The organism is Sulfurimonas sp. SWIR-19 (genome assembly GCF_020410885.1).
GTDB classification, from domain to species: Bacteria; Campylobacterota; Campylobacteria; order Campylobacterales; family Sulfurimonadaceae; genus Sulfurimonas; species Sulfurimonas sediminis.
On sequence record NZ_CP084578.1, the window covers coordinates 2,091,487 to 2,114,042 of the forward strand.

The 22,556-nt window shown below is 38.6% G+C and carries 23 protein-coding genes; 5 read left to right on the forward strand and 18 right to left on the reverse strand.

Annotation, left to right across the window (positions count from 1 at the left end):
* Position 1: 1 nt before the first annotated feature.
* From LCX93_RS10910 to rplM, 18 genes are all read right to left on the reverse strand, one after another.
* Positions 2 to 3,331, reverse strand: a complete 3,330-nt coding sequence (locus tag LCX93_RS10910) for an ATP-binding protein (RefSeq protein ID WP_226066305.1) — start codon at positions 3,329 to 3,331, stop codon at positions 2 to 4.
* A complete protein-coding gene (locus LCX93_RS10915) occupies positions 3,322 to 3,894 on the reverse strand; it encodes a DUF4194 domain-containing protein (RefSeq protein WP_226066306.1) in 573 nt (190 codons plus the stop codon). Before LCX93_RS10915 ends, LCX93_RS10910 begins: the two co-directional genes overlap by 10 nt.
* Positions 3,895 to 5,337 (reverse strand): DUF3375 domain-containing protein, encoded by a 1,443-nt coding sequence (locus LCX93_RS10920; protein WP_226066307.1) that lies wholly within the window; start codon positions 5,335 to 5,337, stop codon positions 3,895 to 3,897.
* A 76-nt stretch (positions 5,338 to 5,413) separates the two neighbouring features.
* A complete protein-coding gene (locus LCX93_RS10925; protein ID WP_226066308.1) occupies positions 5,414 to 6,418 on the reverse strand; it encodes a hypothetical protein in 1,005 nt (334 codons plus the stop codon).
* 5 nt (positions 6,419 to 6,423) lie between these two features.
* Positions 6,424 to 6,585, reverse strand: a complete 162-nt coding sequence (locus LCX93_RS10930; RefSeq protein ID WP_226066309.1) for a hypothetical protein — start codon at positions 6,583 to 6,585, stop codon at positions 6,424 to 6,426.
* A 23-nt stretch (positions 6,586 to 6,608) separates the two neighbouring features.
* Entirely contained in the window at positions 6,609 to 8,060 is a 1,452-nt protein-coding gene (locus tag LCX93_RS10935) for a hypothetical protein (RefSeq protein ID WP_226066310.1), read from the reverse strand.
* A 266-nt stretch (positions 8,061 to 8,326) separates the two neighbouring features.
* Positions 8,327 to 8,818 carry a hypothetical protein gene (locus tag LCX93_RS10940; RefSeq protein WP_226066311.1) on the reverse strand — a complete coding sequence of 164 codons (492 nt, stop codon included), beginning with the start codon at positions 8,816 to 8,818 and terminating at the stop codon, positions 8,327 to 8,329.
* 13 nt (positions 8,819 to 8,831) lie between these two features.
* Positions 8,832 to 9,134: a hypothetical protein gene (locus tag LCX93_RS10945; RefSeq protein ID WP_193150572.1), complete on the reverse strand. Its 303-nt coding sequence runs from the start codon at positions 9,132 to 9,134 to the stop codon at positions 8,832 to 8,834.
* The gene (gene luxS, locus LCX93_RS10950) at positions 9,134 to 9,649 is read right to left on the reverse strand and encodes an S-ribosylhomocysteine lyase (protein WP_226066312.1); all 516 of its coding nucleotides are present in this window, start codon (positions 9,647 to 9,649) and stop codon (positions 9,134 to 9,136) included. Before luxS ends, LCX93_RS10945 begins: the two co-directional genes overlap by 1 nt.
* Before the next feature lie 358 nt (positions 9,650 to 10,007).
* Entirely contained in the window at positions 10,008 to 10,964 is a 957-nt protein-coding gene (locus LCX93_RS10955; RefSeq protein WP_226066313.1) for a thiamine pyrophosphate-dependent enzyme, read from the reverse strand.
* A 9-nt stretch (positions 10,965 to 10,973) separates the two neighbouring features.
* Positions 10,974 to 12,197, reverse strand: a complete 1,224-nt coding sequence (locus LCX93_RS10960) for a 2-oxoacid:ferredoxin oxidoreductase subunit alpha (protein ID WP_226066314.1) — start codon at positions 12,195 to 12,197, stop codon at positions 10,974 to 10,976.
* Positions 12,198 to 12,593: a 4Fe-4S dicluster-binding protein gene (locus LCX93_RS10965; protein ID WP_226066315.1), complete on the reverse strand. Its 396-nt coding sequence runs from the start codon at positions 12,591 to 12,593 to the stop codon at positions 12,198 to 12,200.
* A gap of 10 nt (positions 12,594 to 12,603) precedes the next feature.
* Positions 12,604 to 13,161, reverse strand: coding sequence for a pyruvate flavodoxin oxidoreductase subunit gamma (locus tag LCX93_RS10970; protein WP_226066316.1), 558 nt, complete (start codon positions 13,159 to 13,161; stop codon positions 12,604 to 12,606).
* 112 nt (positions 13,162 to 13,273) lie between these two features.
* A complete protein-coding gene (locus LCX93_RS10975; protein WP_226066317.1) occupies positions 13,274 to 13,927 on the reverse strand; it encodes an HAD family hydrolase in 654 nt (217 codons plus the stop codon).
* Between the two features lies 1 nt (position 13,928).
* Positions 13,929 to 15,446: a peptide-binding protein gene (locus tag LCX93_RS10980; RefSeq protein WP_226066318.1), complete on the reverse strand. Its 1,518-nt coding sequence runs from the start codon at positions 15,444 to 15,446 to the stop codon at positions 13,929 to 13,931.
* On the reverse strand, positions 15,446 to 16,801 hold the full coding sequence (locus LCX93_RS10985) for a YdgA family protein (protein ID WP_226066319.1): 1,356 nt from the start codon (positions 16,799 to 16,801) through the stop codon (positions 15,446 to 15,448). The genes LCX93_RS10980 and LCX93_RS10985 overlap by 1 nt, the downstream gene beginning before the upstream one ends.
* 129 nt (positions 16,802 to 16,930) lie before the next feature.
* A complete protein-coding gene (gene rpsI, locus LCX93_RS10990; protein WP_226066320.1) occupies positions 16,931 to 17,323 on the reverse strand; it encodes a 30S ribosomal protein S9 in 393 nt (130 codons plus the stop codon).
* Positions 17,324 to 17,334: 11 nt separating this feature from the next.
* Positions 17,335 to 17,757: a 50S ribosomal protein L13 gene (gene rplM, locus LCX93_RS10995; RefSeq protein WP_151899450.1), complete on the reverse strand. Its 423-nt coding sequence runs from the start codon at positions 17,755 to 17,757 to the stop codon at positions 17,335 to 17,337.
* A 118-nt stretch (positions 17,758 to 17,875) separates the two neighbouring features.
* On the opposite strand from rplM, the gene modA reads away from it, so the two are divergent.
* From modA to LCX93_RS11020, 5 genes are all read left to right on the forward strand, one after another.
* Positions 17,876 to 18,622, forward strand: a complete 747-nt coding sequence (modA, locus tag LCX93_RS11000) for a molybdate ABC transporter substrate-binding protein (RefSeq protein WP_226066321.1) — start codon at positions 17,876 to 17,878, stop codon at positions 18,620 to 18,622.
* A complete protein-coding gene (locus LCX93_RS11005; protein WP_226066322.1) occupies positions 18,619 to 19,017 on the forward strand; it encodes a TOBE domain-containing protein in 399 nt (132 codons plus the stop codon). The genes modA and LCX93_RS11005 overlap by 4 nt, the downstream gene beginning before the upstream one ends.
* Positions 19,014 to 19,685, forward strand: a complete 672-nt coding sequence (gene modB / locus LCX93_RS11010) for a molybdate ABC transporter permease subunit (protein WP_226066323.1) — start codon at positions 19,014 to 19,016, stop codon at positions 19,683 to 19,685. Before LCX93_RS11005 ends, modB begins: the two co-directional genes overlap by 4 nt.
* Entirely contained in the window at positions 19,682 to 20,536 is an 855-nt protein-coding gene (locus LCX93_RS11015; protein WP_226066324.1) for an ABC transporter ATP-binding protein, read from the forward strand. The genes modB and LCX93_RS11015 overlap by 4 nt, the downstream gene beginning before the upstream one ends.
* Before the next feature lie 325 nt (positions 20,537 to 20,861).
* Positions 20,862 to 22,541, forward strand: coding sequence for a bifunctional diguanylate cyclase/phosphodiesterase (locus LCX93_RS11020; RefSeq protein ID WP_226066325.1), 1,680 nt, complete (start codon positions 20,862 to 20,864; stop codon positions 22,539 to 22,541).
* Positions 22,542 to 22,556: the final 15 nt, after the last annotated feature.

A 22,556-nucleotide genomic window follows, 5' to 3' on the forward strand; every position in this document is an offset into this window, starting at 1 on the left:
GTCAGCCCTTTTTATTTTTCACATACTCTTCAATCTGCATAGAGATAAGCGAAGAATCCATTCCGCTTGGGTTTGCGACAAAATGAACACTTTTTACAAATGGTTCTATGACATTTATCTTCTGTTTGGGTGTAATAACCAAAAGCTGAAGTTTGAGTTTTTCAAAAAGACGCAGTGCATAACGGGTACTCTCATCACTTCCTCTTCCAAACGCCTCATCTATCATCACAAAACGAAAAGAACGACTTTGAATTTTTTCATACTCCAAACCAAACTGGTACGCCAAAGAAGACGCCAGCACGGTGTAGGCAAGTTTCTCTTTTTGTCCACCCGATTTTCCGCCACTGTCTTCATAATACTCTTTCGTACTGCCATCACTCATATACTTTTCTATGGCACTAAATGTAAACCAGTTGCGTACATCTGTAACTATTTTACGCCAGCGTTTATCAACATCCACATACCCCTCACGTCCGTTAAATCGTGCTATAAGCTCTTTTATCTGCAAAAACTTCTGTTCATCGTAAATGTTATTTTCATCGACTGCACCCGTAGTGAGTTGTTTGAGTGTCTGTTTAAAATCTTTTATCTCTACATTTGCAGCACTATTGGCAACAAGTTCTATAAAGGTACCCTCACTGTATTCTATGTCTGTGAGTGATTTATTGATAGTTTCTATTTTTGTCTTTATCTCACCGGCATATTCATCCAAACGGCTTTGCAACATCACGATATTTTGAATTGTTTTTTCTTTAAAGAGTGCTTTGAACTTTTTTTCCCACTTTGGAAGGTTGTCTTTTTGTAACTCCTCAAGTTTGGCATTAAACTCATCACAACTCTCTACAGAAGCATACAACTCTTTGGCAAGTACGGGAAAACGGTTAATAAAACTGCTTTGATGGGTCATAATACTTTGCGAAAGGCGTTGTTTCATCTTCACATATTTGTCAATCTCGTTTTGTATATACTCACGGAGTGTTTTTTGTGCTGTTATTATTGTATTGAGATTAAGCGGTGCAGTGACTAACTCACTTTTGAGATTTTGCAGGGCAGCTTCTATCTCACCTGGAAGCTCCTCGTTTTCTATAATGAGTTTTGCTTTGCCAAGTGCCAACTCTCTTGTGTCTTGTTTTTGTTTTAACTCCCCTATCTTCTGAGTCACACTGTCAAGTTCAAACCTCTTTTGCCTAAGCTCTTTTTCCACCTCCAAAAGTCGTTGTTTGAGTGTTTGAATAATATCGCTACTGCTTTGTAAAGCCTCCATCTCCGCTTGAAGCGCTTCTATCTCTTTGGCATAACGGTACCAGTCAATTGCAGCAAAATCTTCGTATTGCAAAATATCTCGCAGAGCATCCCGCTTTGTCTGAAGTGAGCGTTCTTTTTCTTGTGTTTGCTTAATTCTTTGCTTTACATGTATAGCTTTTTCTTGCGTGTGGTTTTGCTGTTCTTGCAGTTCATGCAACTTTGCAAGATTATCCCAGCCTAAAACCCAACGCGATTTATCGTTAATGTCAAATCGGTCATCTTTTTCATGTCGCATCAGACTTGTTTTAAACTGCCCGTGAATAGTAAGTGCTTTTTTCATCCGTCTAAAATCAGCCATATTCTCTACACAGGCGATGTTAAAGCGCTCTTGTAAAATTTTATTGACCACACCGACAAAAGGAGAATCTGCCTTGACTTCAATCTTTTGTAAAATCGAATTTGGTACCGTTTGAACAAAATCGTTGCTGTTTTTTGTAGTATCTACTTTAAGATAAACAAGCTTTGCACCCAGTTTTGTCTCTTCGACATAACTGCTCACCGCTTCGTATACATCACTGTCGACCAATAAAGAAAGCGCACTGTTATGGAGTATTCGCTCAATGGCACCGTTCCAGCGCTTGTCTTTGACTGTTACTAATTCACCCAAAAAAGGAAGTGCTTCTCTTTTTATTCCCAATTTCTCTGCCATAGCATCACGCATAACTGAAATATGGTGGGGAATATTGGAAGGATTGTTTTGAAGGTGCGCTATCTCTACATCGAGCCCTTGCAGTTTTTGTTCATACGTGGCAAGGGTTACTCTATCCATTGTGAGCTGATTTTGATAGCGTGTTCGCTCATCTTCTATGCCCTCAAGTTCTTCTGTAAGTATCTGTCTTGTTTTTAAAAAGCTGTGTTCGTTTGAAACGGCTTTTAAAGAGAGTTGTTTCAAAAGTGCATTGTAGTGTTGATTTTGTTTTTTTGCTTCTTGTAAAAAGAGATTTTTTTGTTTTATCTCCTGCTCTATTGCGTTTAATCTGTCGGCTCCGTTTTTTTGCAAATCTAATTTGATCTCTACTATATCATTGGAGAGTGTTTCTATTTTCTCATCAAGCAACGCTTTGAGTGAAGCTTTTTTTGTCAATTCAAGGGCATATTCCTGTAGCTTTTGTTCTAAAAGCTCCCGCTCAAACAGACTAAAAAAACGCCCTAACTTCTCGCGCATCATCACAAAAAGTGTATGCTCTTTCTCCACTTTTGTATATTTTTTATACTCTTTTTCTATGGGACGCAGCATACTAATTTGCTCTTTTGCCTCCAGCACTAAATCATGAGCATGATTAAGCTCGGCAAAGTTGTTGCACAACTCATCTATTTGTGTATCTATCTTTGTATCTTCAAGCATATGAGCGCGAATAAACTCTGTAAGATTTCCTATAGATTTAAGCGAAACCGTCTGATAAAAAAGGTTTAAAGCCTGCTCATTTTTAATGCCCATCTCACGGCGAAAAGAGTGTGAATACTCTTTAAAAGTATCAAACACCTCCGTATGTTTGTTTTGTCTGAGTGATTTTTTTAAAGCCCGAATGTCGCTAAAACCAAAAAAGTCCTCTTTAATACTCAAAGTCGATTTTGAAACAATAAAAAACTTATGTACCTGCTTGTTTATTATATAAAAAAATTGTGCAAGGGTTAGCGATTCATCATAACCGATGTTTTCAAACCTGCCCAAAATAACACTGTAACTTTTTTCATCACGCAGACTTACCGCTTTGGAATGACCAAAATTCTCATCCTGTGTTGTTTTGTACTCCCCGACAATGTAAGAGTAAAGAGTTCTTTCTTTTGTTGTTGCTCCGGCTGCTTTGTTGAAAACAATTCTATTGTGCGGCACCAAAAGAGTTGTCAGCGCGTCAACTATGGTTGATTTACCACTGCCGATATCACCGGTTAAAAGTGCATTGCTTTTTTCAAGCGGCAATGTCACAATCTTTTTATCATAAGTTCCCCAGTTGTAAAACTCAAAATGTTGCAGGCGAAACCCCGCACTTGCATCATCTTGTGCAAAATCAAATCTTAATTCCATACTTTTGCCTCTTTATACTCTTGCAATTTTTTGTCCAAATCATCCAGCCAGCTTGCATTGACAAATGCTTTAATGGAGGGCTTTATTTCATACATTTCATCGGCTGTTTTGAGTCTTTTTAAAAACCCCAAATCTTCCACTTTCTTGATGGTGCTTTCTATCTCTTTTTGCATTTTGAGTTCATTAAAACTTGTACCCAAAAAAAGCTCCAAAGCCCCTTGAATATCCTCTTTGCCAAGCACCGCTCTTTCATGTTCTGACTGCACTTCAAATTCGGCAATTTTGCGTCGCAGTACGACACATAACAAAGAGACTTTATAGCTCAGCTCTCTACTCTTTATCAGCTTTGGCAGCGGCTCTTCGCCCTCTTCATACACCCTGTTTTTTAAGTAGGCATAGCCGTCATTTTCATCTATGATTAGTGCTAAACCAATCGTTTCAAAATACTCCGCAACCGCTCCATAGCTGTTGTAAAGCAATTCATAAAAAACTTTTTCGTTGTCACTTTTATAAAATATTCCCTGCAAAAGTAAGATGATGGCTGTTTTGGCATCTGTATTCATCTACAATTCTCCCCGTGTGATGATGATATTTGGCACAAGTGCCCATTTTGCACTCTCTTTTGCATCATCAATTTTAATTTTAATTTTTTTGTCCATCTCTATAATTGTATCTTCAGATTTTTGCACCAAAGAGAGGTAGCCGACAAGTTCACTTATCCCTTTGGTGATAGGAAACTGCTCCACGACTTTTTGAAGCGTTACCTGTGGATAGAGTTGCAAAAGTGTATTGATGTTGTTTTGTAAAAGTGCTTCATCTACATAAAAAAGATTGTAAAAGCTCTCCAAATCAACAATTGTCGTATCGTCTTGTTTTATTTCTTGATGAAACTTTGTTGCCTCTTTTGGCTGATAGAGCCCTTTTTCAAAAACACTGTCAACTTTTACCCCACTGCCCATCATAGAATAAAAATCTCTTTTTGTCGGTGCATCCTCTTTTATCTCAAGTGCTGTTTTTTCTATGTTTTTACACAACTCCAAAATTTTTTTATTTTCTATCCACACCCTGTTGTCAATAAATCTACGAAGCTGTTCTATAAGTTTTGAAGAGACTTTTGTAATTTTACTTGCATGAAGCAAAAGGTCGTGTTTGAGATTTTTTACACTTTCATGTTTGTCAAACTCTTTGATGACGTCTATTGCATAAAGTTTTTCCAGCATTTGTGAGAGTTTCTCATTTTTTTGTGCATCGGTTAAAATTTGCCAAAAAGCAAAAAAACTCTTTCCCTGATCACTCTGTCGTATCTGCTCTTCACTCTCAAAAATAGAGTCTAAAACACCTGCTTTTGCACCCTCTGCGTTGGCAATACTTACCATTGTTTTATGGTTTAACTCCCTAAAGTTGTACTCAATTTGTGCAAAATCGTATTTGAGTTTACGGCTTTGTTCTTCTATGAGCATAAAATGCTCTTTTATGCGGCTGCTGTCAAAACGCAAATCCTCTTTGGCTTTTATTTTTGCAATACGCTCATCAATAGCTCTTTTTTCCGCTTCAAGCGCAGCAATTCGCTGTGCATCATCAAGATGGGTCTCAAATTCCAACTCCTCAAGCAGTTCAAAAATAATGTTAAATTTTGTACGACTCCCTACAAATTCCCGCTGTTGCAGACTTTCTAAAAACTCAAACACCTTTTGGGTGTGAGGAGTAAGCTCATACATCGCCTCATCTTCACTCCCCTGATACCTCTTTAAGTAGCCGTTTTTATCACTGACAAAATCATCCAGGTATGCTTTGGCATCTTTTGGGTACGCATTAGGATCACTTTGATGAATATCGTAAAGATAATCTTCAAGGTAAGCAAGGATGGTCGTGTGATTCAGGGTGACATGGCGTTTTTGGACAAAAACAAAATGAAAAAAACCAACCATCATGGCAAAATTATCGCTATGAAGCAATTTAATGGTTTGATTATAGGTTTTGAGATTTTTGAGGTACTGGTATGTCATGATTTTTTTAAACGTATCATAGCATATCTTTATCGCTTATAGATAAAGAGCTTGAACTTGATATTAAACGAACTTTTTATATTTTTGAGTTCATAAAATTTTGTAGTTTTTTATTAACATGTTTTGCTTCCCATTGCATATGACTGATACTACTTGCAGTTTTATCAATACTGTCAACAAGATTCATATGTATCATCATGGTTGCATAAAATATTCCTAAAAAAACGTAACTCAATTTCTGTACATTTTGTTTAAAAAATGTTCCCATAAATACTCGTAGTTGAAAGTATGTTCCTAAAGCACTTATAACAATCATACTGACACTTAGCGCAAGTGCTGCCTGGTAGCTGTTAAAACTATTGATAAATCCTGAAGCCCAATCTATAAACAACACAAAAACAATATATGCAAATAAAAATCCAGGGAGAGTAAAGAGTAAAGGGAGAAGGCTTATACCACCTATACTTTCTTTTTTGCTATCTCCTACAAAACCGAGCATATAACTAAAAAATGCCGGCATCAATATGATTAAGAAAAAGATGTCTTTGACAACGGTCCAAGCTAAAGTCACCATATAAGTAAAGCCAACTTCCTGATGGATATTTGAGATATCATGTGCTATAAAAAGACCTATGATTAAAAAAAGCATAAAACCCATTTTTAAAAAATTTATCAGGTCACTCTCTAACCAAATAAGAAACAACCTGTGTGTGAGTAATACCCATACGGCATATATTGTAAGTGCAATACCTATATTGAACATTCCCATATTTGCAATCAAATGACCCATATGAAAAAAAGTGAGAGCAAAAATCACTCCCGCCAAGAGTACAAACATCCCTACAAACAAAAAAAGTAAATTCAAATATCTATTTGCCTCTTCGTTTTCAAGCAAGCTATAAATACTCAACTCTGCATTCTCTTGCGCAAGCAAAGATGCAAAAGGCAAATAGACTAACAACATAATAACCGAGAGAGCCAAAAGCCCTTCTATATCACTCTCATACACAGTTTTATAATAAACCAAGCCTAGATAAACAGGCATTAAAAGAAAGAAAAATAAACTTTTAGCAACTCTCATCTTCGTTATCCACCATAAGTATAAACTTCTTCATCCCTTAAAAGACCTTTTTTATAGACGCTCCACTTTCCTTTGAGATTTTGCTCTCCCCACCTCTTAGCCTCTTCTAATGAATCAAACAAACCGGATTCAGTTGGCCACATATTTATCTCTTTAGCATAATACATCATCATCTCCTTTTGTAAGTGTGCTACTGAGCTGCCATTTGTACATCATAATGATCTTTAACTTTTTGAAAAGCACTCTCATTTAAGAGTAATCCTATAAATGCAGAATTAAAAACACCTGAAGAATCTGTCCATTTTCCAAGCATAAACTGACCTCTGTCCCCTTGTGCAAAGTCAATACTTACATTGACATCTGCATACATTTGTTTTAGGACATCTGGATCAGTTATAGTCTGTGAAAAGTGAATTTCATTGGTATAGCCATTTGTAGTGGTATATTTGACTATATTACCTTCTTGTGTAATAGCATAAGAAGATGTGTCATCGTAATTACGTCGACTAGAACTATTTTTGTCAACTCCATAAGAATGACGACTTAAACTGTTATCAGTGTATGTGTGCTCCGAAACTTCATAGAAAGAATATGGGTGTGCTCCTATAATATATAGAGCATCACTCATTCTTGGAGCATTCAAATTATTATAAAGTGTAGTCATTGAACTATTTGAATCATATGCACTTCCATTGAAATATACATTATCAGGACGCAAGTTTGGCATCAGAGGCTTATAAGTTGTTGCGTAATCTTCGTATGAAATTCCACCTACGGTAGCAGTTGTATTATCTGTATTATTTGCCCCCCCTGTAGCTCCTGTATCCGTCGTTGTTGAAGGATATGTCACAATCCAGACACATGAACCATTGCCATTTAACGCTGCAGGTAGTTCCTGAGCATCACAAAAACCTGCAGCAGAATACTCTGAACAGCTTTTGTCTCCGTTAAAATATTCTGTTGTTGCACTGCCTCCGGCATTAACAAACTCTTCAAATGATCCATAACCTTCAAAAGTTGATTCAGTATAGGTTTGTGATGAACACATCTCCGGTCTTGCATTTGTTCGAATCATTACAGAAGACAGCGAAGTGACGCCTTTATTGTTTGTGGCATTTTTCACATTGAGTTGCATGTGAGCTGTGGCACTTGCTTCATCTACCAAATCTTTTCCGATATAGGACTTGGCAACAGAATCAAAATCTATGGCATCCATGGAAATATTTGCACCTTTAAGTGATTTTACTTCTTCTGAGTCACTATCTATGGTAATCCCATTTGATAGATTGTTGTCACTATCAAGTGTTTGGAGTAATTGTGCAATATTTGTTGCAGTTGTATTATTATCTGCTGCGAGTGTTATTGGCGTGATTATAGCTTGTGCAGGTGCTGAACCGATAGAAAGCCCGTTAATACTAAAAGCTACATTGTCCCCCTGTTTACATGTAAAGTACCCTAAAGCATCCGTCAGGCCCTCTGTACCCGATGAACATTTATACTCTAAACCTGTAACTGCCGCGTCTATAAACTGTCCTGTAATCACTGAAGATTGTGGCTGTGTTGAGTCCCCGCCGCTTCCCCCACATCCTACTAAAAGCAGACCTGCCGCTACTGGCAATCCAATATAACTGAAAATATTCATTTTTTCCCCTTTATGTTAAAAATAAAATACTAACATAAAAAATAGTACAAAATATGATTTTTTTTGTTTTTTAGCTTTTTTTATGTAATAATGTGTATTTTCGTATCCACCATAAATTCTCAATGCCATTAAGTTAAGCATTCTCCTGGAACGCGGACTTTTAACGCTAAAGCGTAACTTAAAAAAAAACTAAATATTTGGAAGTATAGTTTGGAGGTTGTAGCACTCAAAAGTGCTACTTTGAAGTTACTTGACACGGAATTTTACTACAACCCATTGCCCCACATGTGCATTTTTTTTGCCATGACCAGATCATATTCCGGCAGTATCTCTATGGCATTGGGGGCACGAAATTCAAACTTTTCCAACAGCTCTTTTGTCTTTGCTGTATCCGTCGTCCCTTTCTTTTGCATGATGATTATATTTGCCGTATTTGCAAGTGTTGTGTAGGCGATTCTTAGCAGTAAATCAGGGTTGCTGTGTTGAAACAGGAGATCTTTGAAAATTACCATGTCATTATCACGCGGCAGCGCACGAAAGGGTTTTGCAAAGCTGTTTATAATTTGTATGTTAGTTTGCTCCAGGGCAGCAGGTATATTCACTGCATCTTGCGTGTAGAGTGCAAGATGGAATTCACCCTCTACTTCTGCAATTATTTTTTGCAAAGCAAGTGTTGTTGCATCAATTTTGTCGGTAACTTGCAGGTAATGATTCCCCGGCAAAGGGTTGAAAAGCTCCAAAAACTGTTTTAATTCCATACAAAATCTTTCTTTAGTATGCCAAGTCGTGCAGCTCACGAAACAAATAGGCTTCTACTATATCATCAATCGTTTTTTGCGTATGTGCCACGAGCACCATCATAGACATATTCATAAAGTCCATAACCGGCTCGCCGTCACTGTTGACAACAACGGCTTCAGACCAGTTCTCAAAACCGTCGTATGTGTCGCAATGCAGTACCTCTACAAGTTCCCCTTCTTCTATACGAAGCTGCGCCCAGGTTTTTGCTTCTAAAACAGGTGTAATCTCGGCTTCTTGCACATCTGTAGTGTTCATCGGTACTAAAACTAACATTAGCCGTTTATCTCTTTAAGTTTCTTTTTACTCAGTTGCAGTTTTTTGTTATCCATCACACCTATTTTATGCGAAAGAATGTCACTGGCAATTTTTTTGGCATTTTTAAGAGAGTGCATTTTATATGTTCCACACTGGTAAATATTGAGTTCAGGAATATCCTTTTTACTCTTTACATGCAAGACATCTTCCATGGCTTTTTTCCATGCTTTTGCCACTCTTTTTTCATCAGGCGTACCAATAACAGACATGTAAAAACCTGTACGGCACCCCATTGGTGAAAGATCTATGATCTCAACATGTTTTGAATTTAAATGATTTCTCATAAAACCCGCAAAAAGGTGTTCTAAAGTATGAATCCCGCGTCCGTCCATTTTATCTTCGTTTGGTTTGTAAAAACGCAGATCAAAAACGGTAATTTTGTCTCCGCACGGTGTTTTCATCACTTTTGCTTTACGCACTGCAGGTGCAGGCATAATCGTGTGGTCAACTGTAAAACTGTCTAATAGTGGCATGGTAAATATCCTTAAATTTATTGGTATATATATTTTAGCGAAAAAAATTGATGATAAATTGAAGTATGAAAGTAGGTGTCTATTTTAGCCCAGACTGAAGTCTTCATGCTATTAAGTTCAGAAAAACAACTGATGTTGTCTTGGAACCTAGGTTTTAACCTAGGCCTTAGTCTTTTAAGACACACAGCCCGCACTGAAGTACGGGTTCCGAGAAAGTTTATAAATAATTCAAAAGATTTCAGGAATAAAGAAATTTTAGACTTGGTGGAAGTTGTGCTGAGCTCTGACTAAGGCTATACTGTAGTATGCCGTGTCAGAGTTCTGTGCAAATTATGCCGAAGCTAGAAGTTCGCGAAGATTAAACTCGCGCCTCTTCTCTTCTGTTTAGATACTCCCAGTTTGCATCTACACGCTCTTGCCACTCTTTTATAAGGTGTTTGTATTCATCTTTGAACAGGTGCTTAAAGCGTCCCTGTGCAGCTAAATACTCTTCAACCGGAATAACATTTTTCGGTCTGTATGTTATGTTTAACTCATGCCCGTCAATGATTTCATAAAGTGGAAACACCAGTGAATCAGTCGCAAGGTCCGTTAACAGCATTGTGTCTTTTGGATCAAATTTCCACTCAGTAGTACAAGGAGAAACCGCATTGATAAATACAGGCCCTTCAACCGCCATACCGTGCTGAATTTTTTTGACCATATCTTTCCATTTGTTTGGAGCCACCTGCGCCGCATACGGAATACCGTGGCTTGCCATAATACTTACCATATCTTTTTTGTTTTTCTTTTCACCGTAGCTTACACGACCTGCCGGTGCAGTTGTTGTGCTTGAACCTATTGGTGTTGAAGAGGAACGCTGTCCGCCTGTATTTGCATAGACTTCATTGTCCAAAACAACATGCATCATATTGTGCCCACGCTCCATACAGCCTGAAATCCACTGAAAACCGATATCATAAGAAGCACCGTCACCGGCAAAAGATACGAATTTAGGATTACGGTCAGGCTGCTTGAGACGGCCTTTTCTTTTAAGGGCATTATACATAGCTTCAGCTCCCGCCACAGCAGTTGAGCCATTTTCAAAACCGATATGAATCCATGAAGCATCCCATGAAGTATAAGGATACACTGCTGTACAAACTTCTAAACATCCGGTAGATGCTGAAAGAACCAGGTCATCATTTGTTGCATTCAAAACTTCACGAACAATGATAGAATGTGCACAACCAGGGCAAAGAAGATTTGCCCCTTCAAAACGGTCTGCTGATGTAGAAAACTCTTTTAAGTTTTTAATTTTTTTCATTTCGCTCATCGTTTTTTCCTATAAAAATTGTAATTTCGGTCCACGAACACCGATAAATTGTTGTAATGGAGTAAGCACCTTGCCAGCATCAGCATTTGCCTGCAGTTCAGTATACAGGTCTGTGAGATGTCTTTTTGTCAAATCTCTCCCGCCTAGACCATAAATGTAACCCGAAAGCAAGGCTTTTGTATCTGTGTTAAAAAGTGCACCCGCAATTTCATTAAAAAGCATACCCGGCGCTCCGTTTGGAGACGAACGGTCAAGTGCTGCTATCGCTTTTACATCTTTAAGCGCTTCTTGAATTTCAAAAAACGGGAACGGTCGAACAACACGAAGCCCGACAACACCGGCTTTGATACCCTTTTCTCTCATCTCTGTTGCCACTTCACGGGCAGTTTCCACTGAAGTACCCATGCAAACCACGGCAACATCCGCATCATCCATATCATATTTTTCAACGATGTTATATTTTCTGCCTGAGAGTTTCTCGAACTCATCAAAGGCTGCTTGAATCTTTGGCATTACTTTTGTCATAAGGTCATGGTGCTGACGCGCTTTATGCTCAAAATGCCAGTCTTCTTCTGTTTGCACCCCATGTGTTACCGGATGTTCAAAATCAAGCATATCGTTCATAGGTTTGAAATCACCTACAAAACTGTATGCTGTATCATCATCTAAAGTATGAACCCCTTGTGCAGTATGTGAAGTCATAAAACCGTCCTGGTGCACCATACACGGCAGTCTCACATCATGATCTTCCGCCACTTTAAAAGCGATAAAGTTCAAGTCATACGCATCCTGAGGGCAGTATGCATCAAGCTGTATCCAACCGCAGTCGCGTCCAAGATACATATCCGAATGGTCACCATTTACGTTCAGCGGTGCAGCCAATGCACGGTTTACAACATTTAAAACAATCGGCAAACGCATACCAGAAGCCTGGTAAAGTGTTTCAACCATTAAAGCAAAACCCTGTGAAGATGTTGCAGTAGCAACACGTCCGCCAGCCGCTGCAGCACCGATACATCCCGACATTGCGGCATGCTCAGACTCAACCATTACGAATTCACCCTCGACATAGTTGTCTGCCAAAAATTTTGCATATCCCTCAACTATAGGAGTTGACGGCGTAATCGGGTATGCGGAAACAACATCAATCTGACACTGTCTCATTGCCTGTGCAGCTGCAAAGTTTCCATCCCATACTTCGATATCTCTTAATTCCATTTTATCAAATGCCATCTATTTCTCCTTTGTCTCTTTAGCAGGCCAATTTGCTATTTCTGTTTCTTCGTCTGCTTGTTCCGGGAACATTAAAAGTGATTTTGGATTTGTCGGACAAACCTCAACACAGATTGCACACCCTTTACAGTGATCCATATCTATTCCTATCATTTTTTTATCTCTTGAAATAATTGAAATATCCGGGCAGTACACCCAGCAGAATTGGCAATCAATACAAAAATCCTTATTAAAAACCGGTTTTTCAATTCTCCAATCAGCAACACTTGCAGAAAAAGAGCTGTTTTGTGAGTATGGGCGGTCTTCTTGGAGTGTACCCGCAATATCTTCTACTGCACCATCAAACGTACGAAGCATCGCTCCGATTTCAAATTCGTCCCAACCTGTATTTGCCATCTATAGCTCCTTATTTTACTTCGTCATATGCGCGCTGTATGGCGATCATATTTGCATCAACAATTTTCTTAGGCAGTTTGTTGAGTATTCTCATCATATTCTCTTTAAAGAATTCAATATCATACATGCCGGATATTTTCATAAAAGCACCAAGCATCGGTGTATTAGGAATAGGACGCCCAATCGTTTCTTGTGCAATTTTAATACAGTCAACCGTGTAAACATTTTTGCCCTCAAGTTTTGGCTGAGAGGCAACAAGTTCTTCTGTACTCATATGTGTTGTGATAATGTATTTTGTATCATCTTTCCCGTTTACCGTCACATCTGTTGTGTATACCAAAGCAGGATCTATAACAAAAACATAATCAGGCTCCATATATTTTTCATGATTCATGATTACTTTATCATCAACACGATTATATGCTGTCATTGCAGCTCCACGTTTTGCAGAACCATAAAAGGCAAACGCCTGTACATGTTTACCAGTTGTAGAAATAACGTCTGCCAAACCTTTCGCACCTGTCACAGCACCTTGGCCTGCACGACTATGCCATCTAATCTCTAGCATAAATTCTCCTTCAATTTTCAAGAAACTTACTTTAACAATTTTTGTCAATTCTTAAGCTCTATTTTAGAACAGACCCACTTAAAGTTAGCTTGATAATATGATTAAGATTAACTTATACTATAAAGTGTCCGGTTTTTCTACTTTTCAGATAACCGATTGCATCCAAAGAATCATTAAATATAATGTCAGAAAACTTTTTTAAACTTTTTTCCTCTTCATAACCACTTAAAACACCGATGGAATTGACACCGGCATTTTTTGCCGACAACAGATCCATCTGTGTATCTCCGATCATCCATATCTCTTTGTTTTTTGTATCAAAACTCTGCAGAGCTTTTAAAATCGGTTCCGCATGCGGTTTGGGATTTTGCACATGTTCTCTGCCGACAAGGACCTCAAATTTATCCATTAATCCGAAGTGTTCCATTAAAATCCGGGAGTATTTTCCTGTTTTTGTTGTCACTATTCCCAAAGATGCAAACGCGGCTGCCGCTTCTACAGCCTCTTTCGCATTTGGCAGGAGTTTTGTTTTTTGCGTGGAGATTTCTCTGTAATGCTCTTTGTAGGTAGTGACAAAGTCCAAAACAAGTGCTTCATCCACCCCGAGTTCTCTGTACATTACATCCAAAGGATGTCCGATAAGCGCCTTTATCTGTGCATCATCGGGTACAGAGAAGCCGTGCACTGCAAAGGAGTTGTGAAAACTCTCCAAAATTGCCTCTGTAGAGTCTATAAGTGTACCGTCCAAGTCAAATAATATTATCACGTCAGTTCTTCTCCCATTGTATGTAGTTGTGCCATATACCGCTTTGTGCCGGTTTTATATGCTTTATCTTTTTGTTCACAGCCGTAATGGCATTTGGAATATACAAAAAAAGATAAGGATTGTCATCTGCAATGATTTTAAACATCTTTCTCCACAGCCGTCCCAGTTTTTTTCTCTCAATCGTCGCCTGTGATTTTTCTATCATGGCGTCTATTTCACTGTTGTGATAACCTACAAGGTTAAAACCGCCCGGTTTGTCACTTTTTGAGTGCCAGAACATATAGGGGTCGGGTGTAGGCGAGAGTCCCCAGCCCAAAAGAACCGTGTCAAATTTATGCGGAAAAACCACCATATTTAAAAAAGCCTGCCATTCCATGACTCTCAGCTTGACAATTACACCGGCTTTTTTGAGCTGATACTGCAGTATTTCTGCCGCATACGGACGAATGGAGCTGGCATTTGAAGTGGCTATCTCAAAAGTAAAGGGATGGTTTGCATCATATCCTGCCTCTTTTAAAAGTCTTTTTGCCTCCTGAATATTTTGCGTCGGCGCTTTAACATCAGGATTAAAGGCAATGGTTCCCGGCAAAAAAGGACCCGTGCAGACCTTTGCATGTTTTAAAAAAAGAATGTCGATGAGTTCCTGTCTGTCAATCGCCAAAGAGAGTGCACGTCTGATTTTGGGATTTTGAAACTTCTTTTTTCGCAGATTAAACCCGAGATATGTATAGGAGAGAGTGATTTTTTCATATATATTGAAATTTTCAAAAAATTTCTGTGTCAGCTGTCTTTCATAGACGAAAGGCTCTACACTTCCGATATCCAGTTGTCCTGATTTAAGCATCAAAAATCTTGTCATTGCATCACCGATAACATGAAAAGAAACAGTATCTATCTTTGGTCTGCCCTCAAAATACGCATCAAAAGCAGAAAGCTCTATGTTTTTTGAGTATTCAAGACGTGTCAGCCTATAGGGACCTGTACCTGTCGGATGTGTATTAAAAGAGGCGTTCATCAGGTTTTTTTCGTTTTTTAAAATATGTTCGGGGAGTATCCCCATCATCCATGTCTCAAGTGCTTTAAAGTAGGGTTTTGTATATCGTACTTCTATCTTGTAGTCATTGATAATCCTGACACTTTTGACAAAACGAAAATCTGAACTGTAAGGCGAAACTATTTTATCTGAGAGAAGTGTTTTATAGGTAAAGAGCACATCCTTGGCAGTGAATTTTTTGCCGTCATGCCACAAAACATTTTTTTTGAGTTCAAAAACAAGTGTCTGTCTGTCTTTAAAATAAAACTTCTCTGCCAAATCCCCTATAATCTCTTTGGAATCTTTGTCATATTTGACAAGCCCGTTAAATATAAAAGAGCTTATTTCCGAGGAAGAAGAATCTGTCGCCAAAACAGGATTTAGCCTTGAAGGATTTGACGATGTGGCCAGATGCAAGGTGGCTCCGTTAAGAGTGCCTAAGAAAAAACTCAAGGAAAAAAAAAGAAAAAAAAACGTCTTTGCCATTACTGTACAACTTTACCATTTACAGTGAGTCTGCTCTCTTTAAACACTATGTCAAAATAGACACTCTGCGCATCCTCTTTTGCATAGGATACAATCACCGCTGCCGCAGGAGTATCTTCTATCATTTTGAGATAGAGTGCCTTTGCCAGGCTGATCTTCATATCTATCTGCACATTTGCAAGAAGCAACAGAGGCGACATCTTGAGTTTTTTGGCAAAATCTTTGTCCTGTGCTATTTTCAAATCACTTTGAATTTTCATACTGCCAAGTTCTTCAATGCTGTTGAGTGTTATATTTTCAAAAGAGAGGTCCGACACCTTTACATGTAAACCATGTGCAAGCATTCCAAGCAAGGCCTGCTGCCTTATCTGCTTTGACTGTGCGAGTAACTGCGAAAACTTTTCATAGCTTTGTTTGTCCAAACCCTCAATAGCGATATCGCTGTGCAATGCTTTAAGAGAAAAGTCTAATTTATTTGTGTGAAATACCAAAGTATCTATAAAGCTTTTGGAATGTAATGCCACTTTGTCATCTTTTTCAGAAGCAGAGGACGCCATATCCACATTATCAAGAGATATATTGATATCATCCTGAGAATTTTTCATCAAAAACCTGATTTGAAATACTTCAGTATCCGTTGTATAGTGGGAAAAAGATGCAAATTCACTCCTGTTTTGTAAATTATTTATCTCAAAAGAGAGTGCATTTGCAGCATCTTCTAAAGCAAGTTTCATTGTCTGTATATGAAAAGTCAGCTTTTGTGCTGCAAAAATGTTTCCCTCTCCGCTGAACCTGGCACCTTCTAACTGCATACGCACATTTGCATTCTTTTTCACACTGTAATGTGCATCTATATCTTTGACAAAACCGTTAAAATCATTACTGAGCACATTATACTCTACATGATACAAAAGCCCTTTTGCATCAAGAAAGTCACTGAAATATCTGTAGGCCTGTGGATTGTTTTTTTTCATCTCCTGCATAAGCGTATTTGCAAGCTGCAAAGGATATACCTCTACAGTCACAGCCTTTGAAAAGGGGATATTGCTGTAGGCGACATCTGCGCCTATTGTCGCGCCTTGAAAAACTTTCTCTACAGCCGGCGGCACTGTTGATTTTGTGTAAAAACGTAAATAGTTTTGCAGTGCCTGTGTATCTTGCAAAACAAATTCAAAATGCTGTTTTGTGTTAAGATAACCGGTCTCTTTTGTACTCTTTTTAAGTACCAGACCCTGTGACTGCAAAACCTGAATATTTTCATCTATAAGTTTTTGCATGAAACTGTTGCCGAGAAACGGAAAAAGAAGAATTATGAGTATAGTAAGTAGTGTTAGAATGAGCGTTGTTTTTTTCATAGGAATACCTGCTTTTTTATGGAACAGACATTATATACTAATAGAGTTAATTTATTTTAATATGTACTTTGCAAAGAGGAGATAAAAAAGAATTTTACCAATGCAAAAAGCATTGATAAAAGAAACGAATTAACGTTTAGAGAATTGGCGAGAACGACGAGCTTTACGCTTACCTGGTTTTTTACGTTCAACAACACGTGAATCACGAGTCATCATACCTTCAGGTTTAAGCATTGCTTTTAATTCTGGGTTGTATGCTACCAAAGCACGAGAAATTCCGTGACGAAGTGCATCTGCCTGACCACCGAAACCACCGCCTAAAGTAGTAGCAACGATATCAACATTTGTTTCTTGTTTTGTTACAACAAGTGGCTGTTTTACACGAAGTTTTTTCGCTTCAAGTCCACCTAACCATGCGTCTATTGAAAGACCGTTGATAGTGATTTTACCAGTTCCTGGAGTTAACCATACTTTTGCTACAGAGGCTTTACGACGACCTGTTGCATATATTTTATTTGCCATATAATCAGTCCTTATTTAGCAATTTGTGCAGTGTGAGGGTGTTCAGCACCTGCATAAATTTTTAATTTTTTAAGCATTTTAGCACCAAGCTTTGTTTTAGGAAGCATACCGCGAGTTGCTAATTTGTATAGTTTCTCAGGGTTCTTTTCTAAAAGCTCAGTCATTTTAACGCTCTTTGTGCTACCGAAGTAACCAGAGTGAGAAAAGTACTCTTTATTTGCTATTTTTCCAAGACCGTTAAATTTTGCCTTAGAAGCATTGATGATAACTACATAGTCACCACAGTCGATATTAGGAGTAAAACACGGTTTGTTTTTCCCACGAAGTATAGTTGCTACTTCAGTGATCATACGACCGAATGTTTTACCCTCAGCATCAATCAAAACCCATTTTTGATCGATTTGTTCAGGAGTTGCAATTTTTGTAAATTTCATTCTCGAACCCTTCAAGTAATTTTATTTGATGGAAGTATAACTGCATAAACTTATAAACAACTGAATTTAAGTCATTTATAAGCTTTGTCGATTAGGGTTTCTCTGCTATAATCTTGTAATGAAAAATTATCTTATTATACTTTTATTCTCCTTTACAACTGTTTTGGCGGGCACTCTCAACATTGCAACTGCGGCAAATGTCAGTTATGCCCTTCCCCGGCTGATAAAAGAATTTCAAAAAACAAATCCGCAAACAAAAATACAAATGACTACAGGCAGCAGTGGAAAACTCACAGCACAGATAATGCACGGCGCACCTTATGACATTTTTCTCTCTGCAAATATGGCCTATCCAAAAAAATTATACGAAAAAGGCTTTGCTCTGACCAAACCTATTGTGTATGCCCGGGGTGCGCTTGCTCTTTTTAGCACAAAAAAAAGAGAGTTTTCTCAGGGAATTGCGCTGGTTCTTGACAAAAATATCAGAACAATAGCCATAGCCAATCCGCAAACCGCACCTTACGGAATAGCAGCGCGTCAGGCACTGCAAAACGCCTCTTTATACAGTAAAATCAAAAAGAAACTTATTTACGGAGAGTCTGTCGGACAGACTGTTGCCTATGCAGTCACGGCAGCTGATTTGGGTTTTATCGCTAAATCTGCACTCTTTTCTCCTAAAATGAAACAGTATAAAGAAGCTGTCAATTTTAAAGATGTCGATCCTAAACTCTACACACCCATTGCACAGGGCATTGTTTTGCTCAAGCATGCCACAGACAATGCAGACGCACAATCTTTTTACACCTTTTTACTCTCACAACAGGCAAAAGAGATTTTCAAAGCCTACGGATACAGTGTACAATGAATACAATTACAGCAAAAGTAGCAGCAATCCAAACAGTACAAAACTTACATATAGTACACTTTACATGTAATGAGAGTACTCTGGGTATGATGAGCCTTGAATTACCAAAAACACTCACACGCAACACAGAAGTTCTCCTTACATGTAAACCCACAGCCATTGCCATCGCAAAAAATCTCCAGGGAGCGTTGAGCCATGCAAACCAGTTACATGTAACGGTGCACTCCATTGAAGTCGGAGAGCTCTTGTCTGTTGTAGTATTACAATTTCATGACGATGTTTTAGAGTCCATCATCACAAGCGATTCTTTAAAAAAAATGCAGTTACATGTAGGGGAATCTGTCATCGCTCTGATAAAATCAAGTGATTTGTCACTCAAGGAGATACTCTCATGAGTTTTGAACCCTTTATACTCTCCTTCAAACTTGCGGCTTTGACAGCTTTTATTCTCTTTTGTATCGCCCTGCCACTTGCATGGTTTCTCTCGCAGACAAAATCACGGACAAAACCTTTTTTAGAAGCCCTCACTGCTTTGCCGATTGTTTTGCCCCCTTCTGTTTTGGGATTTTATCTGCTTTGGGCATTTGCATACAGCTCCCCAATCGGTCACTTTTTTGAAGAGACTTTTGGTGTCAAACTTGTTTTTTCTTTTACAGGGCTTGTTGTGGCAAGCTGTTTTTACTCTTTACCCTTTATGGTACAGCCTCTGCAAAACGGTTTTGAGAGTCTTAACAAAAATATGCTTGAAGCCAGTTACATTGCCGGCAAAAGCAAATTCCAAACGCTGTTTTTTGTCGCCCTGCCAAATATGAAACCGGCGGTACTGACTGCCGTCATTGTTACTTTTGCCCACACGGTCGGAGAATTCGGCGTTGTCTTGATGGTAGGCGGCAGCATACCGGGTGAGACAAAGGTAGCCTCTGTTGCCATTTATGAAATGGTGGAAAATATGGACTACACTGCCGCACATATCTACAGCGCCATAATGGTAGGCATCTCTTTTATAGTGCTTCTGAGCGTTTACATCTTTAATGCCAGACACAACAGAAGGTTTGGATTATGATACATATAGATGTCACAAAAACGCTCCACGGAGCCGAGGGCATTATGCCTTTACATGTAAAGCTTAGCATAAAAGAGGGCGAGTTTGTAGCGCTTGGCGGAAAAAGCGGCAGCGGAAAAACAACTCTGCTTCGCATCCTCGCAGGACTTGAAGAGGCTGAAGGAAGCATCACTGTACAAAACAGCGTCTGGCTTGATGCAAAAGGTGCTCTGTCTGTTCAAAAAAGAGAAATCGGTTTTGTCTTTCAGGATTATGCCCTTTTTGAAAATATGAGTGTAGAAAAAAATCTGCTTTTTGTCAACAATGACAAAAAATTAGCCGAGCATCTTTTAGCACTGAGCGAACTCTCGAGTCTCAAAAAACGTTATCCAAACAGCCTCAGCGGCGGACAGAAACAAAGAGTCAGCATCTGCCGTGCCTTGATGAAAAAACCAAAAATACTACTGCTTGACGAACCCCTCTCAGCTCTTGACCCTGCCATGCGTACAAAACTGCAAAACGAACTGCTTGTTCTGCATAAAGAGTTCGGTACGACAACCATTATGGTCAGTCACGATCCCAGCGAAATATACCGTCTTGCCTCTCGTGTCATCATGTTACAAAACGGAAAAATCATCAATGACGGCGCACCAAAGGAAGTACTCCTAAAAACACAAGGCAGTCAAAAGTTCTCTTTTGAGGGAGAACTGCTCGATATTAAAAAAGCAGATGTCATCTATATCGCTGTTGTGGCTATAGGCCAGCAACTCGTCGAGGTTGTCGTCAGCTCCACAGAAGCCAAAAATCTCCAAATCGGACAAAGTGTCAGACTCAGTACAAAGGCTTTTGCTCCGACTGTCACACAAAACTAGAATTTTTCTGCACTGCAAACACCCGCCGGCACTGAAGTACCGGTTCCAAAAAACTGTCCAACTCAACAAAATTAATACCAAAATATGGGCTTTTTAAAAAAATGAATTCGGAACCGGTACTTCAGTGCCGGCTTTGCGTCTGTAAAGCCTAAATTACAGCAAAAAATTTAGTTTTTCTCACGAGTCACACTTTAGCGTCTCAAAACCCGGGTTATAAAAAAAAACTAAAACTTTTTATTGGCTTAACGGTATTCCCCCCCGTTTATTATAAACAAATATTAATCTTTTTCATGCTAGGCTATGGGTAATACTACTAGGAAATATAATGATGTCTGAAAAATATTGGGAAATTTTAGTCGTTGATGATGATGTTGCTGTGCATGATGTGATCAAAAAAGAACTGCAAAATATTTCAATTCAAAACAAACCTGTCAAAATCCTCCATGCACACAGTGCCAAAGAAGCCAAAGAGCTCTTAAAAGACAACTCCGACACCTCCCTTGCTTTTATAGATATATCTATGGAAACACCCGATGCCGGTCTGAAACTTGTGGAACATATAAGAGATGTTTTACACAATACCAACATAAGAATCATTATGATAGACAGCGGGAATTCTCCTGTTCCTGCAAATAAGATTTTTGACCTTTATGATATTAACGGTTACAAAGAGAGAGCAGAGATAGTCAGTGACAAATTTTATCTGATTATCAGAACGGCACTCAAGCAGTATGAACAGTATAAAGAGATAAAAGCCAGCAGAGATGAAATCTATAAAAAGATGACGACCAACAATGTTACCCATTTGCCAAACAGAGTAAAACTCTCCGAAAGCCTCGACACAATGGGAGAAAAATCTCTTATACTCATCAATATAGATGACTTCAGCCTCATCAATGAACACAACGGTTTTGCCTTTGGCAATGAAGTTCTGCGTGCTTTTGCAAAATTTTTGGAAAAAAAATATGGCAAATATTCTCAGGTTTTTCATCTGCACTCCGATAATTTTGCACTGCTTTGTGTCAAACTCGAAAATGAAACAACCGAAGAGAATATTTTACGCATCAAAGATGATATTGCAAAATACACTTTTACCGTAGACGGTATAAAAACACGCCTGACGGCAAGTATAGGTATTGCGCTGTACGAACGCGGCAACATCATCCAAAAAGCGGAGTTTGCCCTCAAAGAGGCACGCCGTTACGGCAAAAACAGTATTCAAAAATATACAGATGATTTAAACATACTCCGGACGATTCATACCAACTCATTATGGAGCACACGAGTACGCGATGCCCTGCACAACAACAAAATGCATACCTATTTTCAGCCTATTTTGGAAGTAAAAACCGGTAAAATCATTAAATACGAAGCCCTTGTCAGACTTGAATACGAAAATGAAATCTACTCTCCCTTTCACTTTTTGGATGCGGCACTCTACAGCGGGCAGATATTTAAAATATTTCAGTTTGTTTTGGAAGAGGCCTGTAAAAAAGCCACCCAAAGCACTTGCTTTTTTACGGTAAATATCAGCCAGTATGATATGCAGTACCCTGATTTTCTTCCAACAGTCAAAAAAATACTCAAAAAATACAATCTGCCCCATTCCCGCATCACTTTTGAAATTTTGGAAAATGACAGTATTGCCCACAATAAAAACATCCAGGCCCTGTTAAACGAACTCCATGATGAAGGCTTTCATCTTGCCATAGATGATTTTGGTGCCCAGTGTTCAAATTTTGGACAGCTGAACAACCTGCCCATAGATTTTATTAAGATTGACGGAGCCTACATCAAAAATATCGTAACAGATGAAAATTCTCAGATAGTTACTACCACTATTATTGACTTTGCCCATAAAAAAGGTATTCCTGTTATTGCCGAATATGTCTGTTCCAAAGAAGTATATGATTATGTAAAAGCTTTGGGCGTGGAGTATGTGCAGGGGTATGAAATAGCAGAACCGAAACCTGAGTTACAGGAATCAGACTCCTTGTCTTCTTAGTACAGACAAAAAGCC

What these genes read in the sequence shown, in the direction of transcription:
- LCX93_RS10955 (WP_226066313.1), bottom strand. Translation starts at nt 10,964, where the DNA reads ATGAGCGAAATGAAAAAAATTAAAAACTTAAAAGAGTTTTCTACATCA.
- LCX93_RS10940 (WP_226066311.1), bottom strand. Translation starts at nt 8,818, where the DNA reads ATGGAATTAAAACAGTTTTTGGAGCTTTTCAACCCTTTGCCGGGGAAT.
- luxS (WP_226066312.1), bottom strand. Translation starts at nt 9,649, where the DNA reads ATGCCACTATTAGACAGTTTTACAGTTGACCACACGATTATGCCTGCA.
- LCX93_RS10945 (WP_193150572.1), bottom strand. Translation starts at nt 9,134, where the DNA reads ATGTTAGTTTTAGTACCGATGAACACTACAGATGTGCAAGAAGCCGAG.
- LCX93_RS10960 (WP_226066314.1), bottom strand. Translation starts at nt 12,197, where the DNA reads ATGGCATTTGATAAAATGGAATTAAGAGATATCGAAGTATGGGATGGA.
- LCX93_RS10920 (WP_226066307.1), bottom strand. Translation starts at nt 5,337, where the DNA reads ATGACATACCAGTACCTCAAAAATCTCAAAACCTATAATCAAACCATT.
- modB (WP_226066323.1), top strand. Translation starts at nt 19,014, where the DNA reads ATGAGTTTTGAACCCTTTATACTCTCCTTCAAACTTGCGGCTTTGACA.
- LCX93_RS10965 (WP_226066315.1), bottom strand. Translation starts at nt 12,593, where the DNA reads ATGGCAAATACAGGTTGGGACGAATTTGAAATCGGAGCGATGCTTCGT.
- LCX93_RS10980 (WP_226066318.1), bottom strand. Translation starts at nt 15,446, where the DNA reads ATGGCAAAGACGTTTTTTTTTCTTTTTTTTTCCTTGAGTTTTTTCTTA.
- LCX93_RS10925 (WP_226066308.1), bottom strand. Translation starts at nt 6,418, where the DNA reads ATGAGAGTTGCTAAAAGTTTATTTTTCTTTCTTTTAATGCCTGTTTAT.
- LCX93_RS10930 (WP_226066309.1), bottom strand. Translation starts at nt 6,585, where the DNA reads ATGTATTATGCTAAAGAGATAAATATGTGGCCAACTGAATCCGGTTTG.
- LCX93_RS10985 (WP_226066319.1), bottom strand. Translation starts at nt 16,801, where the DNA reads ATGAAAAAAACAACGCTCATTCTAACACTACTTACTATACTCATAATT.
- LCX93_RS11005 (WP_226066322.1), top strand. Translation starts at nt 18,619, where the DNA reads ATGAATACAATTACAGCAAAAGTAGCAGCAATCCAAACAGTACAAAAC.
- LCX93_RS10935 (WP_226066310.1), bottom strand. Translation starts at nt 8,060, where the DNA reads ATGAATATTTTCAGTTATATTGGATTGCCAGTAGCGGCAGGTCTGCTT.
- rpsI (WP_226066320.1), bottom strand. Translation starts at nt 17,323, where the DNA reads ATGGCAAATAAAATATATGCAACAGGTCGTCGTAAAGCCTCTGTAGCA.
- LCX93_RS10915 (WP_226066306.1), bottom strand. Translation starts at nt 3,894, where the DNA reads ATGAATACAGATGCCAAAACAGCCATCATCTTACTTTTGCAGGGAATA.
- rplM (WP_151899450.1), bottom strand. Translation starts at nt 17,757, where the DNA reads ATGAAATTTACAAAAATTGCAACTCCTGAACAAATCGATCAAAAATGG.
- modA (WP_226066321.1), top strand. Translation starts at nt 17,876, where the DNA reads ATGAAAAATTATCTTATTATACTTTTATTCTCCTTTACAACTGTTTTG.
- LCX93_RS11015 (WP_226066324.1), top strand. Translation starts at nt 19,682, where the DNA reads ATGATACATATAGATGTCACAAAAACGCTCCACGGAGCCGAGGGCATT.
- LCX93_RS11020 (WP_226066325.1), top strand. Translation starts at nt 20,862, where the DNA reads ATGATGTCTGAAAAATATTGGGAAATTTTAGTCGTTGATGATGATGTT.
- LCX93_RS10910 (WP_226066305.1), bottom strand. Translation starts at nt 3,331, where the DNA reads ATGGAATTAAGATTTGATTTTGCACAAGATGATGCAAGTGCGGGGTTT.
- LCX93_RS10970 (WP_226066316.1), bottom strand. Translation starts at nt 13,161, where the DNA reads ATGCTAGAGATTAGATGGCATAGTCGTGCAGGCCAAGGTGCTGTGACA.